General features: G+C 60.3%; 6 protein-coding genes. 3 read left to right on the forward strand and 3 right to left on the reverse strand.

Annotated features, from left to right (window positions below):
• Positions 1 to 84: 84 nt before the first annotated feature.
• The gene (locus ACW9I6_RS30300) at positions 85 to 1,362 is read right to left on the reverse strand and encodes an ATP-binding protein (protein WP_087693018.1); all 1,278 of its coding nucleotides are present in this window, start codon (positions 1,360 to 1,362) and stop codon (positions 85 to 87) included.
• The gene (locus tag ACW9I6_RS30305) at positions 1,363 to 2,070 is read right to left on the reverse strand and encodes a winged helix-turn-helix domain-containing protein (RefSeq protein WP_003217561.1); all 708 of its coding nucleotides are present in this window, start codon (positions 2,068 to 2,070) and stop codon (positions 1,363 to 1,365) included. It abuts the gene before it with no gap.
• Between the two features lie 245 nt (positions 2,071 to 2,315).
• Here ACW9I6_RS30305 and ACW9I6_RS30310 point away from each other — a divergent pair, with 245 nt between their 5' ends.
• Complete coding sequence (locus ACW9I6_RS30310; protein WP_003217559.1) at positions 2,316 to 2,702, forward strand: ectoine synthase; 387 nt, start codon at positions 2,316 to 2,318, stop codon at positions 2,700 to 2,702.
• Between the two features lie 31 nt (positions 2,703 to 2,733).
• Positions 2,734 to 3,933 carry an MFS transporter gene (locus ACW9I6_RS30315; RefSeq protein WP_457340161.1) on the forward strand — a complete coding sequence of 400 codons (1,200 nt, stop codon included), beginning with the start codon at positions 2,734 to 2,736 and terminating at the stop codon, positions 3,931 to 3,933.
• Here the strand turns inward: ACW9I6_RS30315 and miaE are convergent.
• On the reverse strand, positions 3,889 to 4,491 hold the full coding sequence (gene miaE, locus ACW9I6_RS30320) for a tRNA-(ms[2]io[6]A)-hydroxylase (RefSeq protein WP_008431008.1): 603 nt from the start codon (positions 4,489 to 4,491) through the stop codon (positions 3,889 to 3,891). The genes ACW9I6_RS30315 and miaE overlap by 45 nt on opposite strands.
• 151 nt (positions 4,492 to 4,642) lie before the next feature.
• Between miaE and ACW9I6_RS30325 the strand changes: the two genes are divergently transcribed.
• Positions 4,643 to 5,503 (forward strand): universal stress protein, encoded by an 861-nt coding sequence (locus tag ACW9I6_RS30325; protein WP_010171159.1) that lies wholly within the window; start codon positions 4,643 to 4,645, stop codon positions 5,501 to 5,503.
• The last annotated feature ends 155 nt before the right edge of the window (positions 5,504 to 5,658 follow it).

Raw genomic sequence — 5,658 nt, forward strand, 5'->3', positions numbered from 1 at the left:
TTTCAGTCAATGTATCCGGCGACTGATTCACCGCCTTCGCGAGCAAGCCCGCTCCCACATTTGATCTCCATGGCTCCTGGATGATTACTCGGCATACGCCCAGGTCATCCGAAACGATGCCCCGCCCCACTCCGAATCCAGCACTTCAACCTGCCCGCCATGCCATTGGCACACCCGCCGCACCAGCGCCAGGCCGAGGCCGAAGCCACCGGTGCGGCGGTCACGGCTGGCGTCCAGGCGCAGGAACGGCTCGAAAATCTTCCCTCGCCCTTCCACCGGCACACCGGGCCCATCGTCATTCACTCGAACTTCATAGCCGGTGCCAAACTTCACCAGCGACACTTCCACACGCCGGTCTGCATAGCGAATTGCATTGCGCAACAGGTTGATCACCGCCCGTGCCATAAAGCGCGGCTCGATACGGATGTAATCGACTTCACAGGTGCGCAGCAGCAACTGCACGCCTGCCGCCTCGGCCTCCAGGGCGACGCTGCCGATCACACTGTCGAGCCAGCTGTGGGCCTCGATGCTTTCCCGGGTGATCTGCGTGGCGCCGCGTTCCAGGCTGGCGTAGGTCAACAGTTCCGAGACCATTTCTTCCAGCTCGCCGAGGTCGGCATACATGTCGGCGATCAGTGCGCGGCTCTCCCGTGGATCGGCCTGTTGCTTGAGCTGGTCGAGCTCAAACGACAGCCGCGCAATCGGCGTACGCAGCTCGTGAGACACGGCGTTGGTCAACTCGCGCTGGTTGGCGATCAGGCTTTCAATGCGCTCGGCCATCTGGTTGAAGTGCCCCGCCAGCTCGCGCACGGTAGAACGGCGCGGCAGCAGGATGCGCGAGCCGAGATCGTTGTCACCGAAACGTTGCGCGGCCAGGCGGATATGCTCCAGGTCACGCCAATGGGGCCGAACCCAGAAGTACAGGACAATCGCCAGGCACAGGCCGAGAAAGCCATAGGCCCACATGTACAGCCACTTGGGCTCTTCCGGCAGTTTGATTTCCAGCAGTTGGTGGCCGCCGTCGATGTTGGAGATGAACTCCATGAAATCCCCACGCACCACCAACTCGCCACTGGCCAGCAGTTGCTGTTCACGCTCGGTGAGTTTCAGCCTGTCCCGCTGCACCAGCGCCAGGCGCAGCCCATAGTGCGGTTGCAACTCGGCCAGGCGGGCGGCGCGCGCTTCCCCTGTCACCGGCCGCAATTGTTCCACCACCCCATACGCCGGGCCGCGCAGGGCTTCGCGGTTGTAGGTTTCGTTGGCTTCCGGCAACAGCTCATCGAAGGTGTAGTTCACCAGCCAGATCGCCCCGGCCAAGCCAATGGCCAGGATGATATACAGACGCAGAAACAGCCTTAACATCTAGACCTCCCAGGCGAACGGATTGAACAGGTAGCCCTTGCCCCAGATGGTCTTGATGCACACCGGCTCCCGGGGGTTGTCATTGAGCTTGCCGCGTAGCTTGCTGATGTACACGTCGACGCTGCGGTTGAGCCCGTCAAAGGCAATACCGCGCATGCGGTTGAGAATGTCATCGCGGGAGAGGATTTTCCCGGCGGCGCTGGCCAGCAACCACAGCAGTTCGAATTCCATGGTGGTCAGGTCGATCTTCTCCCCGCCCAGGCTCACCACCCGGCAACTGCGGTCGATGGCCAGGCGGCCGAACTCAAGGGCGCCGCGCACCGTGGGTTCCGGCGCCTGGCGACGTTGCAGGGCGCGCAGGCGAGCCAGCAGCACAGGCGGCTTGATCGGCTTGATCACATAATCATCGGCGCCGGACTCCAGGCCGAGGATGTGGTCGAGGTCGTCTTCCTTGGCGGTGAGGATCACGATGGGTGTGTCGGACACGTTGCGAATTTCACGGCACACATGCAGGCCGCTCTGGCCGGGCAGCATCAGGTCGAGCACGACGATCTTCGGCTTGAACTCCAGGAACGCCGCCAGCGCCAGGTCGCCGCGGTGCACGGCCAGCACCTCGAAGCCATGCTGGGACAGGAAATGGGCGATCAGCCCTGCCAGTTTCTCATCGTCCTCCACGAGCAAGACCTTGCCGAGACCCAAGTTATCCATAAATTTCCAGTGCACGCGCGGATTGAAGTGTGCGCATTATAGGTGGCAAGCCGGCAGACTAAAGCAGCTGGCCATCACTGGCCGACGAAGCTTCATGCTTTTAAGAGTTTTTAACAGTTTTACCGCAGTCTTTAACTCGGTACCTCCGCCAGATGCGCCCCACACGCTTTTCGGAAGTGTCGCTGATGACAACACCACAAACACAAGAGAATCATGGCCCTCTACCTACATAGCGGGAGAAAACCATGTTCGTTCGTCACAAATCAGACATAGAAAACACCGCGCACTTTGTCGAATGGGGCGCTGGCACCAGCCATCGGTTGCTGACGGAAAAGGACGGGATGGGTTATACCGTCTGCCACACCGTCGTGCGTGCCGGCACCGAGTCACTGCTGCAATACCGTAATCACCTCGAGGCTTGCTACTGCATCGCCGGTGAGGGTGAAGTCGAAGATATGGACGGTAACGTCTACCCGATCCGCCCCGGTGATATTTATGCGCTGGACCAACACGACTGCCATTATCTAAGAGGCGGAAAGGAGCAGGACCTGGTGCTGGTCAGCGTATTCAACCCGCCGCTCAAGGGCGACGAGCGCCACAATCTCACGGATAAATCCGGCTCCGGCTACTGACGACGATTTGACTCACGGACACGAGCACACCATGCGCAAGGATTACCTGGCTTTCTTCATTTCGTTGTTTCTGTCACGCCTGGCCGACCAGATTCTGTTGTTCATCGTGCCGCTGATCGTGTTCCAGACCACCAACAGTGTGTCCTGGGCGGGCCTGGCGTTTTTTGTCGAATCCTTGCCGCGGTACCTGTCGTTCCCGGTGTGCGGGGCGTTGTGCGACAAATATCCCGCCGTGCGCGTCCTGCATATCAGCCAGGTGTACCGGGCGCTGGCGTGTGTGGCGGCGGTGCTGCTGTATGGAATGTTCGACGGGATTTACTGGATTGTCATGCTTTCGGCGCTGTGCGGCGTGTTGACCACCCAGGGCATCATGGCCCGGGAAGTGCTGCTGCCGCATATCTTCAAGCATTACACCTACGCCAAGACCTTGTCCTACTCGCAGATTGCCGACCAGACCGGGCTGGTGCTGGGCCCACTGGTGGCTGCGCTGATGTTGGGCGTCTGGGCCTGGCACTGGGTCGTGCTGGCGGTTGCCGGGCTGTTCCTGCTGGCGGACCTCGCGATGCGCATCTGGCAACGCCACACCACGGTCAATCTTGAAACCTTCGAGCAGCACAACGACATCTGGCTGCAGCCGTTGCGCGTTGCCTTCGGGCATATCCGCGACCTGCCGGAGCTGAAAAGGATTATCGCCCTGGCGGTGGGTGTGAACCTGATCATCGGTGTCACCCTCGCCACTTCCGCCGCGATGATCATTGGCCAATACGCCGCCGGCAAGGACACCTACGCCGGGTTGCAGGCGGCCGGCGCGCTGGTGACCATCGCCATCCTGTTTTTCCTGGCGCGCGCTTCCCTGCCGCTCAAGGTGCTGGGCGGTTTGTCGTATTCGATGATTGCCGTGGGAGCGTTGATCACGGCCATCAGCCCGAATGTGTGGGCTTATGCCGTGGGTTTCCTGCTGCTGACCGGTTTCGACAAGATGTTCAACGTGTACATCCGCAGCGTCCGACAACGGGTAATCCCGGCCCGGGACTTTGGCAAGACGGTGGGCGTGCTGACCTTGCTCAACAACCTCTCGCAGCCGCTGGCCGGTTTGCTGATCGCACTGCTGGCGGCGCCGCTGGGGACGCAGGCGGTGATCCTGATACTCGCCGGGATCACCGCGTTGCTCGGTGCAGCGGTTGCGTCAGGCTGGCACGCCGCTGTGAAAGCGGAACTCGACGTCCGGTGACTCGATCAGTTCCTGCTCGGCGGCGCGTACACGGTCGATGACCTGGGCGATGTCCTTGGCGTCGCCGTACTGGTAAGCCAGTTTCAGGTAACCCTGGAAATGCCGGGCCTCGCTTTTCAGCAGGCCGAAATAGAACTTGCCGAGTTCTTCGTCCAAATGCGGCACCAGTGCTTCGAAACGCTCGCAACTGCGGGCTTCGATAAACGCGCCGACCACCAGGGTATCCACCAGTTTGACCGGTTCATGGCTGCGCACCACCTTGCGCAAACCCGAGGCGTAGCGGCCGGCGGACAGTTGGCGCAGCTCGATCTTGCGCTTCTTCATCAGGCGCATGACTTGCTCATGGTGCACCAGTTCTTCCCGGGCCAGGCGTGACATCAGGTTGATCAGGTCGACGTGGGAATGGTACTTGGCGATCAGGCTCAAGGCGGTGCTGGCGGCCTTGAATTCACAGTTCTTGTGGTCGATCAGCAGGGTTTCCTGGTCGGCCAACGCGGCCTGGACCCAGCCGTCGGGGGTGCGGCAACCGAGGAATTCGTGGATTTCTGGCAGGTTCATCGGGCTCACGGGCAAAGATTCACAAAAGGCCGGCGATTATACCGACCGCGCCGCAGACCGCCAGCTACCGGGCTTGATGTGCATCAACATGACGTGTGCCGGGCAGCAACTATAGTTGTTCCACGCCCACCCTTTTTTGGAGAACCCGACCATGCAAGCCATACGCAGCATCCTGGTGGTCATCGAGCCTGAGCATTCGGAAAGCCTGGCCCTCAAGCGCGCCAAGCTGATTGCCGGCGTCACCGGGGCACATTTGCATTTGTTGGTGTGTGACAAGAAGCACGAGCATTCTGCGATGTTGAGCCTGCTGAAGGCCGGTCTGCAGGAGGATGGCTACAGCGTCACGACTGAACAGGCGTGGAATGACAGCCTGCATGAAACCATCATCGATGTGCAGCAGGCAGAGGGGTGTGGGTTGGTGGTCAAGCAGCATTTCGCTGACAGCCCGCTGAAAAAGGCGCTGTTGACGCCTGCCGACTGGAAGTTGATGCGCTACTGCCCTACTCCGGTGCTGCTGGTGAAGACGTCCAGGCCTTGGGCTGGCGGGGTGATTCTGGCGGCGATTGATGTGGGGAACTCTGATGCGGAGCACCAGGCGCTGCATAACTCGATCATTGATCATGGTTTTGATATCGCGAGTTTGGCGAAGGCGCAGTTGCATGTGATCAGTGCGCATCCGTCGCCGATGCTGTCGGCGGCGGATCCGGTATTTCAGCTCAAGGAGACGATCGAGGCACGCTATCGTGAGCAGTGCAAGGCGTTCCAGGCGGAGTTTGATATTGACGACACTCATCTGCATATCGAGGAAGGGCCGGCGGATGTGTTGATTCCTCACGCGGCGCACAAGTGGCAGGCGGCGGTGACCATCATTGGTACGGTGGCGCGCACCGGGATTTCCGGGGCGTTGATCGGGAATACGGCGGAGGTGGTGCTGGATGCGGTGGACAGTGATGTGTTGGTGCTTAAGCCGCAGGAGTTGATGGATCATCTGGAAGAGCTGGCTAATGGGTGATGCTTCTTTTTGGGGGCATATCCGTTTTTGGGTGATGGCTTGTATTGGTTCCGCTCTTACAGCGGGTCACTTTTGAAAGGAGCCCAAAAGTAACCAAAAGGCTCTTGCCCCACCACTCGGCACCTCGCCTAGGCTCGGTGTGCCCTCACTCCGGC

It is taken from the genome of Pseudomonas sp. SDO5522_S412 (assembly GCF_054071215.1).

What these genes read in the sequence shown, in the direction of transcription:
- ACW9I6_RS30300 (WP_087693018.1), bottom strand. Translation starts at nt 1,362, where the DNA reads ATGTTAAGGCTGTTTCTGCGTCTGTATATCATCCTGGCCATTGGCTTG.
- ACW9I6_RS30305 (WP_003217561.1), bottom strand. Translation starts at nt 2,070, where the DNA reads ATGGATAACTTGGGTCTCGGCAAGGTCTTGCTCGTGGAGGACGATGAG.
- ACW9I6_RS30310 (WP_003217559.1), top strand. Translation starts at nt 2,316, where the DNA reads ATGTTCGTTCGTCACAAATCAGACATAGAAAACACCGCGCACTTTGTC.
- ACW9I6_RS30315 (WP_457340161.1), top strand. Translation starts at nt 2,734, where the DNA reads ATGCGCAAGGATTACCTGGCTTTCTTCATTTCGTTGTTTCTGTCACGC.
- miaE (WP_008431008.1), bottom strand. Translation starts at nt 4,491, where the DNA reads ATGAACCTGCCAGAAATCCACGAATTCCTCGGTTGCCGCACCCCCGAC.
- ACW9I6_RS30325 (WP_010171159.1), top strand. Translation starts at nt 4,643, where the DNA reads ATGCAAGCCATACGCAGCATCCTGGTGGTCATCGAGCCTGAGCATTCG.